This window comes from Actinomadura sp. NPDC048021, from assembly GCF_040653135.1.
Taxonomy (GTDB): Bacteria; Actinomycetota; Actinomycetes; order Streptosporangiales; family Streptosporangiaceae; genus Spirillospora; species Spirillospora verrucosospora.
In genome coordinates, this window is sequence record NZ_JBEZJQ010000027.1 from 41,466 (window position 1) to 57,838 (window position 16,373).

At 69.7% G+C, this 16,373-nt stretch carries 15 protein-coding genes; 9 read left to right on the top strand and 6 right to left on the bottom strand.

From position 1 onward, the window contains the following. Positions 1–204 precede the first annotated feature (204 nt). From AB0C87_RS33965 to AB0C87_RS33975, 3 genes are all read left to right on the top strand, one after another. Positions 205–813, top strand: coding sequence for a carboxylesterase family protein (locus AB0C87_RS33965; protein ID WP_360581261.1), 609 nt, complete (start codon positions 205–207; stop codon positions 811–813). A gap of 346 nt (positions 814–1,159) precedes the next feature. Then, entirely contained in the window at positions 1,160–1,435 is a 276-nt protein-coding gene (locus tag AB0C87_RS33970) for a hypothetical protein (RefSeq protein WP_360581262.1), read from the top strand. Positions 1,436–1,659: 224 nt separating this feature from the next. Next, entirely contained in the window at positions 1,660–2,682 is a 1,023-nt protein-coding gene (locus AB0C87_RS33975; protein ID WP_360581263.1) for a tyrosine-type recombinase/integrase, read from the top strand. A 30-nt stretch (positions 2,683–2,712) separates the two neighbouring features. Here the strand turns inward: AB0C87_RS33975 and AB0C87_RS33980 are convergent, their stop codons facing one another. Continuing rightward, a complete protein-coding gene (locus AB0C87_RS33980) occupies positions 2,713–3,456 on the bottom strand; it encodes a hypothetical protein (RefSeq protein WP_360581264.1) in 744 nt (247 codons plus the stop codon). Between the two features lie 702 nt (positions 3,457–4,158). Here AB0C87_RS33980 and AB0C87_RS33985 point away from each other — a divergent pair. Further along, the gene (locus AB0C87_RS33985) at positions 4,159–4,860 is read left to right on the top strand and encodes a VOC family protein (RefSeq protein WP_360581265.1); all 702 of its coding nucleotides are present in this window, start codon (positions 4,159–4,161) and stop codon (positions 4,858–4,860) included. Between the two features lie 160 nt (positions 4,861–5,020). On the opposite strand, the gene AB0C87_RS33990 is transcribed toward AB0C87_RS33985, so the two are convergent. From AB0C87_RS33990 to AB0C87_RS34005, 4 genes are read right to left on the bottom strand one after another with little or no spacing between them, the layout of a single operon-like run. Then, positions 5,021–6,454, bottom strand: coding sequence for an aldehyde dehydrogenase (locus tag AB0C87_RS33990; protein WP_360581266.1), 1,434 nt, complete (start codon positions 6,452–6,454; stop codon positions 5,021–5,023). Positions 6,455–6,498: 44 nt separating this feature from the next. Beyond that, a complete protein-coding gene (locus tag AB0C87_RS33995) occupies positions 6,499–7,956 on the bottom strand; it encodes an oligopeptide:H+ symporter (RefSeq protein WP_360581267.1) in 1,458 nt (485 codons plus the stop codon). A gap of 14 nt (positions 7,957–7,970) precedes the next feature. Further along, entirely contained in the window at positions 7,971–9,038 is a 1,068-nt protein-coding gene (locus AB0C87_RS34000) for a beta-eliminating lyase-related protein (RefSeq protein ID WP_360581268.1), read from the bottom strand. Further along, the gene (locus AB0C87_RS34005) at positions 9,031–10,293 is read right to left on the bottom strand and encodes an amidohydrolase (protein ID WP_360581269.1); all 1,263 of its coding nucleotides are present in this window, start codon (positions 10,291–10,293) and stop codon (positions 9,031–9,033) included. Before AB0C87_RS34005 ends, AB0C87_RS34000 begins: the two co-directional genes overlap by 8 nt. A gap of 195 nt (positions 10,294–10,488) precedes the next feature. Here AB0C87_RS34005 and AB0C87_RS34010 point away from each other — a divergent pair, with 195 nt between their 5' ends. Next, positions 10,489–12,054 carry a GMC family oxidoreductase gene (locus AB0C87_RS34010; RefSeq protein WP_360581270.1) on the top strand — a complete coding sequence of 522 codons (1,566 nt, stop codon included), beginning with the start codon at positions 10,489–10,491 and terminating at the stop codon, positions 12,052–12,054. Positions 12,055–12,070: 16 nt separating this feature from the next. Beyond that, the gene (locus tag AB0C87_RS34015; protein WP_360581271.1) at positions 12,071–13,492 is read left to right on the top strand and encodes an aldehyde dehydrogenase family protein; all 1,422 of its coding nucleotides are present in this window, start codon (positions 12,071–12,073) and stop codon (positions 13,490–13,492) included. Here the strand turns inward: AB0C87_RS34015 and AB0C87_RS34020 are convergent. Further along, the gene (locus tag AB0C87_RS34020) at positions 13,480–14,271 is read right to left on the bottom strand and encodes an IclR family transcriptional regulator C-terminal domain-containing protein (protein WP_353833197.1); all 792 of its coding nucleotides are present in this window, start codon (positions 14,269–14,271) and stop codon (positions 13,480–13,482) included. The two genes, AB0C87_RS34015 and AB0C87_RS34020, sit on opposite strands and share 13 nt — an antisense overlap. 115 nt (positions 14,272–14,386) lie before the next feature. On the opposite strand from AB0C87_RS34020, the gene AB0C87_RS34025 reads away from it, so the two are divergent. The 3 genes from AB0C87_RS34025 (at position 14,387) to AB0C87_RS34035 (ending at position 16,362) form a co-directional block, all read left to right on the top strand. Next, a complete protein-coding gene (locus tag AB0C87_RS34025) occupies positions 14,387–14,974 on the top strand; it encodes an NADPH-dependent FMN reductase (protein WP_360581272.1) in 588 nt (195 codons plus the stop codon). A 79-nt stretch (positions 14,975–15,053) separates the two neighbouring features. Beyond that, positions 15,054–15,569 carry a DUF4863 family protein gene (locus tag AB0C87_RS34030; RefSeq protein WP_360581273.1) on the top strand — a complete coding sequence of 172 codons (516 nt, stop codon included), beginning with the start codon at positions 15,054–15,056 and terminating at the stop codon, positions 15,567–15,569. A 31-nt stretch (positions 15,570–15,600) separates the two neighbouring features. Continuing rightward, positions 15,601–16,362, top strand: coding sequence for a nitroreductase (locus tag AB0C87_RS34035; protein ID WP_360581274.1), 762 nt, complete (start codon positions 15,601–15,603; stop codon positions 16,360–16,362). Positions 16,363–16,373: the final 11 nt, after the last annotated feature.

A 16,373-nucleotide genomic window follows, 5' to 3' on the forward strand; every position in this document is an offset into this window, starting at 1 on the left:
CCGCGACGACTGTCCCGGCTCACCGGACCTGATGCGGGCTCGTCGCATCAGATAGCGGCTGGGCCGCTATCTGATGTCGGCGGTGGGCCACCCGGCTGCCCGCCTTGCGGTCGACCGGGGTGGTCACGTGCAGCTTTGGTGAAGCGGCCGGTGTGGCCACCACGCCCGAACGGGACCGACACGGCGAGCCCGGCTCGACGCCGCATGGGTGCGCTCGGTGTTCGCCGGGGGCGCGGCGCCGGTACTGGCCGCGGTCTCGGCCGCCGGGCCCGCCCAGGCGGTTCCGCCGCGCGGCCAGATGCCTGGGGGACTGGTGGTCACCACCGCCGCTGGGCCGGTGACCGGCATCCTCGAACAGGGCCTGTCGGTTTCAAAGGCATCCCGTACGCGGCGCCGCCCGTCGACCCCCGGCGATTCCTGCCGCCCGCCCCACCGGCCACATGGACCCAACCGCGCGACGCCACCGTATTCGGGTCGGCGTACGTCCAGGAGCCCGACGACCACGAGATGGCCAAGGGCACCCCGACCTCCGAGGACTGCCTGACCCTGAACGTGTGGACGCCCTCCACCCGGGGCGACAAGCCCGTGATCGTGTTCGTCCACGGCGGCGGCTTCACCTCCGGCTCTGCCCGCGACCCCTGGTACAACGGCGCCACCCTCGCCCGCCGCGACGCCGTGGTGATCACCATCCAGTACCGGGCCGGGCCGTTCGGCTGGCTGGATGTGTCCTCGCTCGGCAGTGCTTACGCCCAGAGCATGAACAACGGGCTGCTGGACCAGATGGCCGCTCTACGCGGGGCGTCCTCGCCCTGACCGGCCAGCTCACCGGCGCCGTCCTCGGAGCCCGGCGGCTGTTGCGCCGACACACAGCCCGCAGACCGTGCCCCAGGCCGCCATGCCGAGACCGAGGTGGGTGTCCATTCACGGCTAAGAAGTTCCGGGTTGGCTGCGGGAGCCGCCCGCCCGGCCAAGGGTGAGGTGCATCCTCTAGGAGTCGGGTGCCGGATAACTCGTTGGTATCCGGCAAGATGCTGCCTGCGGGTGCGGGCCGGATTGGTCTCGGCACGCCGCCGCTTGTCGCTTTCAACCAAGGGGGACCCGGATGGCTTGGCCCCGTCGTGCCACGACCGGCGACCGGAGCGCTGGCTACGCCGCCGCGGTGGTCGTGTCGCTGACACCCGAGTTCGCCGACTTTGCCGATGAAAACGTCGCCGATGTCGTGCGCGAGGCCGTGATGGCGCACGCCACCGAACCCGATCCCGCCTTCGAGGTAATCCTGAACATGGCCGCCGTGGCGAACTGGCGGCTGCGCGACCACCCCAGCGAGCGGCGCCGCGTCCGGGGGGCGTGCTACCGCTTCACCCCGACGGCGGCCGCCATCGCCCGCGCGACGAGATTCAAGCAGCTCCTCGGCGCTGTCACGGTCACCCGATGAGCCGGTCCAGCGAGGTCGACGGCGGGCGGACGCTGGAGCCCACCGCGATCCACCCGCCCGGTTTCACACCGCCTGGCACGCCCGACCCGGGCGCTGGATCGGGCTCCGGGCCGAGCTCAGCGCCGCCGTCCACGCCGGATCGACGACACCACGCGGGTACGTCGCCGCCGGCACCGGGGGCCAGGCCCCGGCAGGCGCCCGCACCGGCGCCGAGACTGATCACGGTGGGGGACATCCCCGGCTTGTCGCCGCGGCGTCGCCGCGGTGAGGGGGAGGTCCCGGCGGCGAACGTCGACCTGGTCGACCGGCTGTCCCGGCCGCCTGCCGGGCAGGAGTGGCCGACCGTCGCGGCGTGGCTTCAGTCCCGCAACACCGTCGCCACCCGCCGCGGCTACCTGCACTGCCTGGCGGCGTTCCTGCGGTGGCTGGAGATCGCGGTGCCCGGCGCCGGGCTGTGGGAGGTCACCGAGGACGTCCTGGTCGCCTACAAGGACCAGATCCTCACCGGCACCGGTCATGCCGCGCAGCTGCTGAAGGGCGGGCGCCCGCTCGGCGCGGCCACCGCCGCGCAGCGCATCTCGGCGCTACGGTCGCTGTACGCCTACGCGTTGCGCCGGCACGTCATCGACTACGACCCGGCCGTGTTCGTCGACCCGCCGGAGACTCCCAGGATCGGGATGACGCCCGCGTTGGCCGAGCACGAGGCCGCCGACCTGATGGACGGCGCCGAGGCGATCGCCGGAGACCGCCCCTTGGACGCCGCCGCGGTCGCGCTGCTGTTGAACATCGGGCTGCGCACGGGGGAACTCGAGGCCATGCCGGTGTCTGCGTTCACCTGGGACGGGGGGCATTTCGTCGCCCGGTTCCGTGTCAAAGGAGGAAGGGTCCTCCCGGTGCCGGTCGTGCCTCGGGTGCGGCTGCTGGTCGAGCCGCTCCTGCACGGCCGCGCCGACCACGAGTTCCTGTTGCAGCACCCCGACGGGCGGCCGTGGAACCGGGGCCGGGTCACCACCGCGCTGCGCCGCGCCGCCCGCGCCGTCGACCTGCGCCCCGGGCAGTTGACCCCGCACGTACTCCGCGCGACCGTCGTCACCCTGCTCAGCGCCGCCGGTGTCCCCCCGAACAAGATCCAGGAGTTGACCGGGCACGCGTCCCTGGCCACCCTTCAGCGCTACGACCACGCCGGGGTCCAGATGGACGGGCACGCCGCCTACCTGGCCAGCGGCCTGCTGTCCCGCCGCCGATGACGTCTGGTTCACGATTCGCCGTCACGAGGCTCATTCCTCGATCGGGACGAGGTTGCCGTCGGGGCCGTAGGTGTAGCGCGTTCGGGTGTGGGTGCGCATGAACTCCTGAATGTCGGCTTGAGTGATCGGGTTGGTGACAGGGATCGGGAATCCCAGCAGGTGGATGGCTTGAGCGTCGATGTCGGTGTCTCGACGGCGGCCTTCGATGATGAAGCCCAGCAGGGCGCGCAGTGCTGCCTCGCCGCCCAGCTCTACAGGGTGGAAGGGCAGCGCATAGGGCGTCTTGTCAGGTCGGCCGGTGATGCGGCGGACGGGGTGTTCGCCTGCCCAGTAGGGGTGTTCGAATTCCAAGGGCGTCCCGATGTTCTCGGTGACTCCGGTGGCGGGTGACAGGCTGAGTGATCGCAGCAGGGCGCCGTTTTCCCAGATCGCGTAGGCGAACCAGTCGGTGCCGCTGTGCATGGCGTGCAGGATCACCTGGCCGCTGTGGGTGCCGGCGCGTAGGAGATGGGCGGGGACTTGGGACGGGCGGCCCACCATCACCTGCTGGTCGCAGAGCACGTCGATGCCGGGGAAGCTGCCTGCGTAGGCGACCCCTTGATCGGGATAGATGTAGTCGTCCAGGTTCCCCGGGGAGGTGGTGGATCCGTCCCAGGCGGGGTTGGTCCGACTGATCAGCGCCGCGGTGGCCGCCGGGTCGGGCTCGGGCGTGCTGCGCAGTAGGTCGGCGGGGTGGCCGTCGGTGTAGATGAGGACGGCCGTTTTGGCGCCCATGATTGATCACCTTCCGTTGTCCACCAGCCCATCTGGTCACAACTGGAGGGAACTTACATGGTCATTCAGACATCGGGACGGGGAGATCCTCGCCCTCCCGCAACGAAAGGAGGTGGGTGCTCCACCTTCCGGGAGTACAGGTATGCAGCGGCCGCGCGTAGGTACCGAAAGCCGGGCGTGGACCGCTTCAGTCCGCCGGGAGGCGGACGCTGAAGACGTCCGGGTAGTAATGCACCACGGCGGACTCCACCGCGGCGCGCAGCGCCGCAACACGATCCCCGTGAGCCGCCCGTCGCTGACGCCAGCGACCAGTTTGGCAGTGACGAGGCACCCCTAAGGCTGGCTGGCATGTACGCCTGGAACGCCTCAACCAGAACAATTCTGCCCGGCGAGAGATCATCGTCAACGTCATCCGTACCTGCCTGGGCATGCCGCCGTGGTCCACATCGCGATGACCGAACTCACGACCCGCCGCTCACCGGCGAGAGCAACCCCACCTGGCGCGGCACCTGCCCGAACCAGGCAGAAACCGCAGGACGGAACAGCCATTAATTAGTCAAGGGGAGTCCTTCTATGTACAAGGCGATTACTACCTGGGCGATAGCCTGGAGATCTCTTGTATGGGGGGGTCTCGTGAACGAGGTAGTGGCATACGAGGTAGGAGAGCCCTGTTGGGCTGGCTTGTACAGTCCGAATACCGAGGTGTCGACGGCCTTCTATGAAGGTTTGTTCAATTGGAATTCGTACACGATCTCCTATGAACGGCTCGGCGACTGCACCACTTTCACCATGGGGCCGGACTCTGTCGAGACAGCGGGGATGACGAAGCTCCAGGACGACACTGAGGCACCTGGCTGGACCTGTTTCTTCAGCGTCACCGACACCGATGCGGCCGTCGGTACGGTCGAGGGGGCGGGCGGGCGTGCCTACTCGGACCCGTACGACAACGCCCATCTCGGCCGGGCGGCGCTGTGCGCGGATCCGCTGGGCGCCGGGTTCGGCCTCTGGCAGGCGTACATCTGGCGCGGCGCGTTGAAGAGCGGAGAGCACGGGACGCTTGCGTGGATCGAGTTGCTCTGCCCGGACGTCGAAGCGGCGAAGCGCTTCTACGCGGACGTGTTCGGCTGGACGTTCACCACCGAGGACCACGGCTCCGGCGCATACACCTTGTGCCGTCTCGGGGACCGCTATGTCGCGGGCATGTCCCAGGCAGACCGCCTCCAATACGGGGACGCGCCCGCCTGGGCTCCTTACTTCACGGTCACCGACTGCGATGCCTCTGCGGGCCGGGCCGTCGAGTTGGGAGGTAGCGTCGAGGTACCGCCGATGGAGGGCCCGGCGGGCCGCGTCGTCGTCATCGCCGATCCCACTGGAGCACAGGCTGGACTCGTTCAAGGCGGTTGACTGGGCCGCGTGAACTCCTTCTGCGTTCTGCTGCCATCGCGTTCGCTTGGCACGGCGCCAGGACCGCCAGGCAGTGCTACACCTGACGGTCCCGTGTCGAGTTTCCTGCCGCGGTAGTCGTCTGGCCGGTGTTCGCCCGGTCGGAGCGGTGCTCACACTGTCAGCAGTAGACGGACTTGAGTTGCTGGTAGCCGGCCATGCCCTCAGGGCCGAGTTCGCGGCCGATACCGCTGGCCTTGACGCCGCCGAAGGGCGCGGCCGGGTCGGGCATGTACCTGTTGATGCCGATCGTTCCCGTGCGGACCCTGCGGGCCAGGCGCAGGGCCCGGTCGGTGTCGGTAGACCAGACGGTGCCGCCCAGGCCGTAGTCGGAGTCGTTGGCGATTCGCACGGCATCCTCGTCGTCGCGGTAGGGGATGACGGTAAGGACCGGCCCGAAGATCTCCTCCCGGCTGATCGCGGCATCGTTGTCGACGTCGGCGAACACCGTCGGGTCGACGAACCAGCCGCGGTCGTGGTCGGCGGGGCGGCCGCCGCCCGTCGTGACGCGGCCGCCCTCGGCCCGGCCCTTGGCGATGAAGGACTCCACGCGGTCCCGTTGGCGGGCTGTGGCCATCGGCCCAATCTGTGTGCCCGGATCGAGTGAGTCGCCGACGCTCATCGAGCGGGCGAACTCGGTGAAGACGTCCACGACCTCGGTGTACCGGTGCCGCGGCGCGAGCACCCGGGTTCCGAGGAAGCAGGTCTGGCCGTTGTTCGCCAGGGTGGCGACGAAAAGGTCGGCGCCGATGGTGCCCAGGTCCAGGTCGGCATCGTCCAGGACGATCGCGGCCGATTTGCCGCCCAGCTCCAGTGTGACCGGGCGCAGCAGCCGCCCGCAGGTCTGGGCGATCTCTCGGCCGGCGGCGGTCGACCCGGTGAAGGCGACCTTGTCGACACCCGGGTGGGCGACGAGATGGGCGCCGAGGTCACGGCCGCCGGGGACGATGGTGAGGACGCCCGGTGGCAGGCCGGCGTCGATCGCTGTCCGGGCCAGGAGGAAGGCGTCCAGGACGGTCTCGGGGGACGGCTTGACGACGACGGTGCAGCCGGCGGCCAGCGCGGGGGCGATCTTCATGAAGCCGAGCGTCTGAGGGAAGTTCCACGGCACGATCGCCGCGACGACCCCTACGGGTTCTCTGAGTACCTTGATGCTCCCGCCCAGAATGCCTGGGCGGTTCTCCTCCCGCTGCGCTTCGGCGAGATCGGCGTAGTAGCGCAGCAGGAGGGCCGGGTAGAGGGCTTCCAACTGGGATGCGACCGCCACCGGCATCCCGTTCTGGGAAGAGACGAGCTCGGCGAACCGGTCCTTGCGGGCTTCGATCAGGTCGGCGAAGCGGCGCAGCGTTGCGGCCCGCTCGGCGGGGTTGAGGTCCCGCCATGCGGGGAACGCGGCGCGGGCGGCTGCCACGGCGGCGTCGGCGTCGGCCGGCCCGGCGGCCGGCACCTCACCGATCGGCTCCTCGGTGTTCGGTGACACGACGCGGATCGTCATTCGGGTTGTCGGGGCCACCCAGTCGCCGCCGATAGGCAGCGAATCGTATCGCTTGATCATTGGTTTCCTTCCTTCTGTGCCTTGCGGAGGCTGTGCTCGCCGATTCACCGGGAGCCGTTCAGCATGGTTTTGATCCAGGGAATGGTCATCGCGAAGAGTGCGGCCGCCCCGAGCGAGGCGAGGCCGAGGACGGAGAAGTAGGCGCCCTCGCGTGCGGGGGAATAGAAGCCTGCCAGCGTGCCCGAGGCGGCTGATCCCGCCGCTGTGGACAAGAACAGCAGGGCGACTGTCTGGGTCTGGAACGCCTTCGGTGCGAGTTGGGTCGACAGCGCCAATTGCACGGGGGACACGAAGAGTTCCGCCAGCGTGAAGACCAGGAGGATCCCGGCCAGCGCGAGCGGCGGGTTGACCGCGCCGTCGTTTCCGGCCATGGGGAGAAAGAGCAGGAACGACAGGCCGATCAGGACGACTCCGACGAGGAACTTCGTCGGCGTGGACGGCTCGTGGGACCCGGCGCGGGCCCACAGCGACACGAGAATCGGGATGAGGAGGATGACGAAGAACGGTACTGCTGAGCTGAAGAACTCCGGCGGCATGGCAAAGCCGAGGACGTGGAGGTCGAGGCGGGTCGCCGCGTAGACCTGCACGACCGTGAACTGCTGCTGGTAGAGCGCCCAGAAGACGCAGTTGATGAGGAACATCGGGATGAGCCCGTACACGCGGCGCCGTTCCGCGGCCGATACCTTCGCGCTGCGCAGCATGGTCGTGAAATAGCCGACGATGACCGCCACCACGACGACGGTGATCGCGGTCGCCAGATGACGGATCGACAGCGCACCCACCGCGGCCGCCGGCACGAGGAGGAGGACGCCGGCCGCTGCGGCGGCCGCCTTCACCATCGCGGACCGGGGCAGCTGGTCCGGCACGGTACGCCCGCGCGGGGCCAGGTGCCGACGTCCTCCGTAGAGCAGGACCAGGCCGATGGCCATGCCGATCGCCGCGATCCCGAAGCCGTAGTGGAATCCCAGGCGGGTGCGTGCGAGCCCGGTCAGAAGGGGGCCCGCCAGGGCTCCGATGTTGAGGCCCATGTAGAAGAGCAAGAATCCGTTGTCGCGGCGCCGGTCCCCTTCGCCGTACAGGTGCCCGAGCGAGGAGGTCAGGTTGCCGATCTGGCCACCGCTTCCCACCACGAGCAGGGCGAGCCCGATCCAGACGCCGGCGAATCCCGGAACGATGGCGAGTGCGACGTGACCGAGCATGATGAGCGTGACGCTGCAGAAGAGCGTCCGCTCCGAGCCCAGGAGCCGGTCGGCGACCCAGCCGCCGATCACCGTGCAGAGGTAGACCAGGCCGCCGTACGCGCCGATGACCGACGTGGCCTCTGCCTTGGACAGGCCCAGCCCGCCTTCCGACACCGGGAAGAACAGGTAGTACAGAAGGACGACCTGCATGCCGTAGAAGGAGAATCGCTCCCAGAGGCCGATTCCCGCTAGCGTCACCAGTCCTCGCGGCTGGCCCACGATCGTTGTCGGTCTCGCCGGGTCCGCATTCGTTGTGGTCATGGTGGCGCCCTTCTCTAGGCGGTCATCAAGGTCCGTGCCGTGGTGATGAAGTGGTCGATATCGGTGGTCTCGGTGTCGAAGGAGCAGACGAACCGAACGGTGCCGGCCGCCGCGTCCCAGGTGTGGAAGGAGAATTCGTCCGCCAGGCGTGCCGTCATGGTCGGCGGCATCCTCGCGAACACCGCGTTCGCCTGAACCGGATGGAGGACCTCGACGCTCGGGACGGTGCTGAGGCTCGAGGCGAGGTAGGAGGCGGCGGAATTGGCCGCCATGGCGTTGCGACGCCACAGCCCGTCGGTGAGCAGGGCCACGAACTGCGCGCTCAGGAATCGCATCTTCGAGGCCAACTGCGTCACCTGCTTGCGGGTGTGCAAGTAGTGCTGCGCGGCGGCGACTCCTCCGGCGCTCCCCGCGAAGACGACGGCCTCCCCGAAAAGCAGCCCGTTCTTGGTGCCACCGAACGAGAGGATGTCGACGCCCGCCGCTGTGCTGACCTCGGCGAGCGAGCTTCCGACCGACACGGCCGCGTTGGCCAGCCGGGCGCCGTCCATGTGCACCAGCAGGCCCCGCTCGCGGGCCCAGGCAGCCAGCTCTGCCACCTGGGCCGGCCGGTACACCGTGCCGAGTTCGGAGGCGTTGGTGAGCGACAGGACCGCGGGGACGACCTGATGCTCGCCGCGACCGACGGGCGGCATGGCTGCTTCCAGCCGCTCGGGGGTGAGCAGACCGCGCTCTGCGGGCACAGGGATCACGGTGCTTCCGATGAGGCGGGCCGGTGCCCCGCACTCGTCGGTGTGCAGGTGCGCGTCGGCTGAGCAGATCACCGCCTGGTAGGGCCGCAGCGCCGCGGCGAGCGCGGACACGTTCGCGCCCGTACCGTTGAAAACCAGGAACGTCTGGCTGCCAGCCCCGAACTCCGCGGAGAGCAGGTCTTGCGCGCACACGGTCCAGGAGTCCGCGCCGTAGCTCGGTGCGTGGCCGACGTTGGCCTCTGCCACCCTCGCCAGCACCTCGGGATGCACGCCGGACGCGTTGTCGCTGGTGAAGCCCCGCCGTGGCGGCGGGGGCCGCCTGTCAGCCATGGGAGGTCCCCAGCCATTCCATGGCGGCGGCGACCAGCGCGCTCACCCCGGTGGTGAGCGTGGGCTGCACAATCGGCGCGAAGAGCGGGGAATGATTGGACGGGATGTCCTCGTCCACCGTGCCCGCCTTCAACGCGGTGGCGTACGCCTCGGGATCGGTGCCGCCCAGCGACCAGAACACCGAGGGGGCACTGGCGGCCTCGCCGAACTCGCCGAAGTCCTCGCTGCCCATGATGGGCGCGATCTCGGTGGCCGCGTCGTCTCCCAGCAGCGCCCGCAGGGCGCCGGCGACCCGCTCGGTCGCCACCGGGTCGTTCACCGTGGGGGAGAACCGGGCCAGCTCGTCGAACCGCGGTGGCCGGGGTGAACCAGAAGCGGCGCACTCGGCCTCGATGATGCGCCGCACTGAGGACACCATGCGCGCGCTGACCTCCCGGTCGAAGCTGCGGATGCTGAGGCTGAGGTCGGCGTGGTCGGCGATGATGTTGGCCTTGGCCCCGGCGCGCAGAGCGCCGACGGTCAGCACCGCCTGCTCGTCTGCGGCCACCTCACGCGAGACGATGGTCTGGAGCCGCATCACCGTCGAGGCCGCCAGAACCACCGGGTCCACCCCGGACTGCGGCCGCGAGCCATGCGCGCCCCTGCCGTACAACCGCACGTCGAAGCCGTCGGAGGCCGCCAGGAACGGCCCGCTCCGATATCCCACGGTCCCCGCGGCGTGGGGGAAGACGTGCTGGCCCAGCACGACGTCGGGCTTCCCAGTGATCTCGAAGAGACCGTCGGCGAGCATGCGCTGGGCGCCGCCGCGTCCTTCCTCAGCGGGCTGGAACACCGCGATGAGCGTGCCGGACCAGAGGCCGGCCGACGCCGCCATCAGCCGCGCTGCACCCAGCAGGCAGGTCACGTGGACGTCGTGGCCGCATGCGTGCATGAGCGGGACGATCTCGCCCGTATCTTCCGTCGCGGTCGCCGTGCTCGCGTAGTCGAGTCCCGTCTGCTCCTTGACCGGCAGAGCGTCCATGTCCGCGCGGAGCATGACGGCAGGGCCCTCGCCGTTGCGCAGAACGCCGACCACGCCGGTGGCGCCGATCCCATCGGTCACCGCGAACCCGTCCATCTGAAGCCGGGCGGCCACGATGGCCGCCGTCCGGTGTTCGGCGTAGGCGAGCTCGGGATGCGCATGCAGATCCCGATAGACGGCCTCCAGATCCGGCATGGCCTCGGAGAGGGAGCGCAGCACGTCCGGTGTGGGCATCGACACGACTCCAAAGTTCGATTAACGCACGTTTGTTCGCTAGTGGAGGCATCGTAAAGCGACCTGGGCGTGCTGGCAATGGTTGATTTCGGCGGAACCGCCACGTCAGGGCGTTGCGTCGACCGCCCGGACGTCGTAGCGTTGAGCCCGAGCGAAAGACGAACATCTGTGCGTTAATCGAACATGGAGGGTGCTGTGAGCGGGAACGGCTGGGATCTGATCGTCGTGGGGGCGGGTTCGGCGGGGGCCCCGCTCGCCGCCCGGGCAGCCGAGAAGGGCGCGCGGGTACTGCTCCTGGAGGCCGGCCCGGACTACACCGCCGCCGAGATGCCGGAGGTGTGGCGGTCGCCGAACCCGATGCGTGCTCTCCTCGATCCCACCGCCTCCGAACGCCTCATCTGGCAGGGCCTCGATGCGACCAGGACCGACCGGCAGGCCCCGGCGCCCTTCTGGCGGGGCCGCGGGGTCGGCGGCAGCTCTGCGGTCAACGGGCAGATCGCGATCCGGCCGCCGATGGAGGACTTCGATGACTGGGCCGGCGCCGGATGCACCGGCTGGTCCCCGCGGGATGTGCTGCCCTACTTCGCCAGGCTGGAGGACGACGAGCAGTTCGGCGACGAGCGGTACCACGGGCGCGGCGGCCCCATCCCCATCCACCGGACGCCCCAGGACCGATGGGGTGCAGTCGACGCCGCGCTGCACCGCGCGGCCACCGCGGCGGGCCACCCTTGGGCGCCGGACGTCAACGCACCCGGCGCGACGGGGCTCTCGCCCTACCCGATCAACTCTCGCGGCGGGCGCCGGGTCACCACGAACGACGCCTACCTCGAACCGGCCCGGAGAGGGACTGGACTGACCGTCCGGGGGGACTCTCTCGTGGATCGCATCCTCGTCGCCGACGGCCGGGCCGTCGGCGTCCGCGTCGTCACCGGCGGCACCGCGACCAGCGAATACGCGGATCTCGTCGTGCTGAGCGCCGGAGCAATCCACAGCCCGGCGATCCTGATGCGGTCGGGCATAGGCCCGGCCGGCGACCTGCGAGCGCTGGGCATCGAGGTGCTGCGTGACCTGCCGGTCGGCCAGGGGCTCCAGGACCACCCTGTGGTCTTCTTCGGCATCCCGCTGAACGCCGAGTCGGCGGTACGCACGCCCGACGACCGGCATACCAACGTGTGCGTCCGGTATTCCAGCGGCGATCCTGAGGGGCAGCCGAACGACATGCTGCTCTCATCCGGCAACCAGAACGTGCTGGCGATGGAGTTCGCCGACCTGCGTTTCGGCGCCGGAGCCTTCGGGGTCTGGGTCAACCAGGTCTACTCCCGGGGGACGGTACGGCTGGCCTCACCCGACCCGACCGTCCAACCCGAAGTGCACGAGCGGATGCTCGCCGACCCCCGCGACCTCGCCCGGCTGCGAGCCGGCATACGGCACGTCGTCGACCTGGCCCGCAGTGACGACGTCGCGCCGATCACCGCCCACTCTCCCGACCGGCTCAACGAAGACCTGCTCAAGGTCATCGATGACGACACGGCACTGGACGGCTACCTGCTCGCCACCGCCTACGACGCCCAGCACGCGACCAGCACCTGCGCCATGGGCGACCCGTCGGCCCCGGCCACGGTGGTCGACCCGGACTGTCGCGTCCTCGGGCTGGACGGGCTCCGCGTCGTGGACGCCTCGATCCTGCCGACCGTGCCGCGCGCCAACACCAACCTCGTGGCGATCATGGCCGGCGAACTGATGGCGGACCGGATCGGCTGACGAGAAGGGAACGACCATGCGTACACTGCGCAACCTGGTCGGCGGAGCCTGGACCCCGTCCGCCGACCCCTCACTTCTCGACCTGGTGGACCCCGCCACCGAAGAGACCTTCGCCTGCCTCCCTGGCGGCTCTCCGCACGACGTGGACCGCGCCGTCGCCGCGGCGGCCAAGGCGCAACCCGGGTGGCGGGCGCTGGGCGTCGCCGAACGGGTGCGGCGGATCGGCGCGTACGCCGACGTCGTCGGCGCCCACGCGGACGAACTGGCGCGGCTCCAGTGCCAGGAGATGGGGCAGCCGGTCGTACTCGGCCGCTCCTTCGTCGAGGCCGGCGCGGCGGCACTGCGAAACGACGCCGAAGCCGCCCTGGACTACCCGTTTGCGACCTCGGTCGCCCATGACGGGGGCGCGACCGAGATCGTCCGGCATCCGCTGGGGGTGGCGGCGGTCATCACACCCTGGAACTTCCCCGTCGCCACCCTGCTGTCGATCATCGGACCGCTGCTGGCCGCGGGCAACACCGTGGTCGTCAAACCCTCAGAGCGCTCGCCGCTGTCGGCGGCCCGCCTGTGCGAACTGCTCTCGCTCCCGGACGGAGTCGTGAACCTCGTTCTCGGAGACGCGCGCGCGGGTGCACCCCTGGCCGAGCATCCCGGGATAGGCCTCGTCCATTTCACCGGATCCGTCCCGGCGGGCCGGGCGGTCGGCGCCGGTGCCGGCCGCCGGCTGCACCGCGCGATCCTGGAACTCGGCGGCAAGGACCCCGTGATCATCGACTCGGACGTCGATCCGATCGGTGCGGCCGCGGCGGTCGCGCACGGCGCCTTCGTCAATTCGGGCCAGATCTGCACCTCGATGGAACGCGTCTACGTCCACCGCGCCATCGCCGACCGGTTCGTCGACGCGCTGGTGGACGCCGCGCGCGGGTACACCTACGGCGACGGGCGCGACGCGTCGACGGTCCTCGGGCCGCTGGTCGACCGGCGCCAGCGCGATCTGGTCCACGGGCACGTCCTCGACGCCGCCGCCAAGGGGGCGAGGATCCGCATCGGCGGGGAGGTGCCGGCCGGGCCGGGCTTCTTCTACCCGGCCACGGTCCTGACCGGTGTGGACGACTCGATGGCGGTCATGACCGAGGAGACGTTCGGCCCGGTCGCCCCGGTGCGGGTCGTCGACTCCTTCAAAGAGGGGGTGGAGCTCGCCTCGCGCTCACGCTTCGGCCTTGCCGCGACCGTGTACACCGGGAACCCCGACCACGTGACCGCGGCCCGCACGATCCCCGCCGGGTTGCTCTGGGTGAACGAATGGCAGGGCGGCGGCCCCGGGCGGCTCTTCGAGCCGGCGGGGGACAGCGGTATGGGCGCCTGGGGCGCGCAGGCCGCCTACGACGCCGCGACCCGACCGGCGGCGATCCACACCGCCCCGGTTCAGAGGAGCTGAGCGTGCAGTTCGTCAGCGGCGTCCCGCAGGAGCGACAGGACCTCGCCGTGCATGACCTCCGCGGAGAACCGCTCGATGTTGCAGCCGACGTGGATGGCCGCGATGACGCGGTCGTCCCAGCGGCGCAGGGGGACGGCGATGGAGTGCGCGCCCGCATCGACGTCGTTGGCCACGTAGCAGTAGCCGTCCTCGCGGATCCGGTCGAGCGTCTCCTCGTCCACCGAGCCACCCGCCGCCTCGATCGCCGCTCGTCCGCGCGCGCTTTCGTCCGGAGGCAGGAAGGCGAGAAGGACCTTGCCCAGCGAGGAGACTGCCGCAGGCGTCCGGTAGCCGATCCCGCTTCCCACCTGGATCAGGCGGTTGGGTACGGAACGGGCGACCATCACCGCGTCCGCCTCGTCGAGGACCGCGACCGAGCACGCCTCCTGCAGCCGAGCACAGATGCGGTCGCAGACGGGCTGCATGACGGCGCTGGTCATGTTGGACGTCAGGTAGCCGGACGCGAGCCGCAGGATTCGGGGTGTGAGCTCGTAGGCTCGGCCGTCGGCCGCCAGAAAGCCCAGGTGCTCGAGGGTGAGAACGGCCCGCCGCACCGTCGCACGGGAGAGGCCCAGCTCGCGGGCCAGGTCGGCCTGGGTCAGCCGCCGATTCTCGGCGGAGAAGGCCGACAGCACCGCCAGCCCGCGCGCCAACGCCTCGGAGAAGTCCGCCGCATTGGGTGCGTTGGCGATCCGCCGCTGCCGTCGTGCCTCACTGTCGCGTTCCGCCAAGCGTCCCATCGTGCCATTCCGTTCCGTAGTCAGATCCCCACCGTAGCGCGCGAACACTTGTGCGGCAATCGGACACCATGAGCACCGTTTCGTCACCCACACCGACAGCGAAGGGCACACGAGCATGCCTGACCTGACCTTCGTCGCGATCTCCGGGAGCCTCCGGCGCCGATCGCACAACACCGGCCTGCTCCGGGCTCTCCGGGAACTGGCCCCGCCTGGTGTCACCCTCGACATCGTCGAGTCTCTGGGATCCCTACCCCACTTCGACCAGGACCTGGAGGACGGCCCTGCACCAGCACCCATCGCGGACCTGCGCCAGCGCGTGCGGCAAGCGGACGGGGTCGTCATCGCCACCCCCGAATACAACTCCTCGATCCCGGGCGCCCTGATGAACGCCCTCGACTGGCTCTCCCGCCCAGCCAACGACCCGTCGCTGCGCGGCAAGCCCGTCGCTGTGCTCGGGGCCTCCCCGTCACAGTTCGGCACTGCCCGCGCTCAGCTCGTCCTGCGCCAGATCCTCCACCGCATCCAGGCTCCCGTCGTCGCCCACCCTGAGGTGACGCTCTTCCGATCCCATGAGCGTTTCGACGCCGGGGGCGCCATGACCGGAGACGAGATCACCGAGGGCCTTCTGCGGGAGTTGCTCGCCGGCCTCATCGACCTGGCCGAGCGCACGTCCAAGGCGTCAAAGGGCACCGCGCCGGTCTGAGGGGCGGGAACCATTCGTCCGAAAACCAGCCCGCCCAAGGGCCTGCTCCGTACCCGTCACCAAGCAAGAAGGACACGTCATGACATCGAGTCCCAGCACCCTGGTTGAGCGCAGCATCCCCTTTCTCTCCGAGGTCAGGAACCGCACTGCGGGCCCTGACCTGGAATCCTGGCTCAACACGACCTACGGTCCGGGTTCTCCCCTGTGGGACGACCTGGCCGGAATGGTGACCGACGGCGTAGTGGCCGGCTGGGCTGCGAACATCGAAGTTGACGGCCCCGATTACCGGCGCAGCCGGATCGCCGAGCCGAGTGAGGAACTCCACTACTTCAGCATCACCGCCGTCTACATGAACAGCGTCCCGCCCTATCGCGGCCAGTACCACCAGCACCCCTACGGAGAACTCAACCTCGTAGTACCCCTCGACGCCAGCGCCCGCCTGGCGGGTCCGCGCGGCTGGTCGGGCGCGGGGTGGACCGCACCGGCCCCGGGCAGTCACCACTATCCCGAGGTGAAGGGCGGCGCTCTGATCGCGCTCTTCTACCTGCCGGCAGGACGCATCTCCTACGACATCACCCCGCCCGCAGATGCATGAGAACGGTTCCGGACGGAACGACGATCCCGTGATGCCCAGGCCGCTCGCCCCCTCCCGAACGCGAGCCGCGGTAACCGTTGAAGAGGCGCTTCGCACGCGCCGGTCCGTGCGGGCTTTCCGCCAGGTTCCGGTGTCTCGGGAGGAGGTCGAACGGCTGCTCGCACTCGCATCGATGTCAGCGAGCAACTCCAACAGCCAGCCCTGGCGAGTCCACATTCTGATGGGGGCGGCCAAGCACAGGTTGACAAGCGCGCTGCTCGAAGCATTCGAAAATGGTCGGCGGCTTCTGGAAGCCGATCTGGAATACCCGTACCAGCCCGCCCCCGATGCCTGGCCGGAGCCCTTCCGCACGCGACGGCATAGCTTCGGAGAATGGCTGTACGGAGACCTTCTGGGGATCAGCCGGGCCGACAAGGTGCTGCGAGACGCCTACCACGCCCGCAACTACACCTTCTTCGGAGCCCCGGTGGGCCTGGTCGTCACGGTCAGCCGGCACCTACTCGCCGGTGCGCTCATTGACGCAGGGCTGTTCCTGCAAGCCCTGATGCTTGCCGCTCGCGGGGCCGGGCTGGACACATGCCCTCAGGCATCGCTGCTCCATTTCCATCCCGTTCTACGCGACCGGCTGTCGATCCCCGACGACCAGACCATCGTGTGTGGCCTCGCGCTCGGATATGCCGATCCCGAGCACGTGCTATGCACCCAGCGCACGACCCGCGAGCCGGTGGAGAACTTCGCGGTCTTCCACAGCGAAGACAAGTGGTCGCCTTTGGCCCGAGACACGGCACACTGACGGAAGGGAAC

Bases quoted from the DNA above. Each gene is read 5' to 3' on its own strand.
- AB0C87_RS34025 (WP_360581272.1), top strand. From the start codon at position 14,387: ATGCCTGACCTGACCTTCGTCGCGATCTCCGGGAGCCTCCGGCGCCGA.
- AB0C87_RS34030 (WP_360581273.1), top strand. From the start codon at position 15,054: ATGACATCGAGTCCCAGCACCCTGGTTGAGCGCAGCATCCCCTTTCTC.
- AB0C87_RS33995 (WP_360581267.1), bottom strand. From the start codon at position 7,956: ATGACCACAACGAATGCGGACCCGGCGAGACCGACAACGATCGTGGGC.
- AB0C87_RS33980 (WP_360581264.1), bottom strand. From the start codon at position 3,456: ATGGGCGCCAAAACGGCCGTCCTCATCTACACCGACGGCCACCCCGCC.
- AB0C87_RS34005 (WP_360581269.1), bottom strand. From the start codon at position 10,293: ATGCCCACACCGGACGTGCTGCGCTCCCTCTCCGAGGCCATGCCGGAT.
- AB0C87_RS34020 (WP_353833197.1), bottom strand. From the start codon at position 14,271: ATGGGACGCTTGGCGGAACGCGACAGTGAGGCACGACGGCAGCGGCGG.
- AB0C87_RS34035 (WP_360581274.1), top strand. From the start codon at position 15,601: ATGCCCAGGCCGCTCGCCCCCTCCCGAACGCGAGCCGCGGTAACCGTT.
- AB0C87_RS34000 (WP_360581268.1), bottom strand. From the start codon at position 9,038: ATGGCTGACAGGCGGCCCCCGCCGCCACGGCGGGGCTTCACCAGCGAC.
- AB0C87_RS33990 (WP_360581266.1), bottom strand. From the start codon at position 6,454: ATGATCAAGCGATACGATTCGCTGCCTATCGGCGGCGACTGGGTGGCC.
- AB0C87_RS34015 (WP_360581271.1), top strand. From the start codon at position 12,071: ATGCGTACACTGCGCAACCTGGTCGGCGGAGCCTGGACCCCGTCCGCC.
- AB0C87_RS33965 (WP_360581261.1), top strand. From the start codon at position 205: ATGGGTGCGCTCGGTGTTCGCCGGGGGCGCGGCGCCGGTACTGGCCGC.